The sequence below is a fragment of the Pasteurella oralis genome (assembly GCF_002850605.1).
GTDB lineage: Bacteria > Pseudomonadota > Gammaproteobacteria > Enterobacterales > Pasteurellaceae > Pasteurella > Pasteurella oralis.
Window position 1 is genome coordinate 1 of sequence record NZ_NXGB01000024.1, and the last position, 1243, is coordinate 1243.

1 protein-coding gene is annotated in these 1243 nt (G+C 43.4%); it reads right to left on the reverse strand.

The features are described 5' to 3' along the window. Positions 1 to 59 precede the first annotated feature (59 nt). Positions 60 to 1243 (reverse strand): elongation factor Tu (gene tuf / locus C0975_RS11230; RefSeq protein WP_245853395.1); only part of this gene is annotated, 1184 nt, incomplete at its 5' end.

Genomic DNA, 1243 nt, shown 5'->3' on the forward strand with positions numbered 1-1243 from the left:
AAAAAAGGCGTACCTCTCGATACGCCTTCCTCTATTATTCAATCTAATTGAAAATTCAATTATTTGATGATTTTAGCCACAACACCAGCACCCACTGTACGACCACCTTCACGAATCGCAAAGCGTAAACCTTGGTCCATCGCAATCGGGTGAATCAAACTTACAGTCATCTTGATATTATCTCCAGGCATAACCATCTCAACACCTTCCGGTAATTCAATCGTACCCGTTACGTCAGTTGTACGGAAGTAGAACTGTGGACGGTAACCTTTGAAGAATGGCGTATGACGTCCACCTTCCTCTTTTGATAACACGTAAACTTCTGATTCAAAGTCTGTGTGTGGCGTAATCGAACCCGGTTTCGCTAACACTTGACCACGCTCAATCTCTTCACGTTTCGTACCACGTAATAACGCTCCAACGTTCTCACCCGCACGACCTTCGTCTAATAACTTACGGAACATCTCAACACCAGTTACAGTTGTTTTTGTGGTCTCTTTAATTCCCACAATCTCAACCTCTTCACCCGTACGGATGATTCCACGCTCAACACGACCTGTTACTACTGTACCACGACCTGAAATTGAGAACACGTCTTCAATTGGAAGAAGGAATGGTTGGTCAATCGCACGCTCTGGCTCTGGAATATAACTGTCTAAATGACCCGCTAATTCAAGAATTTTCGCTTCCCACTCCGGTACACCGTTTAATGCTTGTAACGCTGAACCACGTACGATTGGTGTATCATCACCTGGGAAGTCATATTGAGAAAGAAGTTCACGCACTTCCATTTCAACTAATTCTAATAACTCTTCATCATCTACCATATCACATTTGTTTAAGAAGACGATGATGTAAGGTACACCTACTTGGCGACCTAAAAGAATGTGTTCACGCGTTTGTGGCATTGGACCATCAGTTGCCGCTACAACTAAGATAGCGCCATCCATTTGTGCAGCACCAGTAATCATGTTTTTTACATAGTCTGCGTGTCCTGGACAGTCAACGTGCGCATAGTGACGTGTTTCTGTGTCGTATTCTACATGTGATGTGTTGATGGTGATACCACGCGCTTTTTCTTCTGGCGCGTTATCAATTTGGTCAAATGCACGAGCTGCACCACCAAAGTGTTTTGATAATACTGTAGTGATTGCTGCTGTTAAAGTTGTTTTACCATGGTCAACGTGGCCGATTGTACCCACGTTTACGTGCGGTTTTGTACGTTCAAATTTTTCTTTAGACA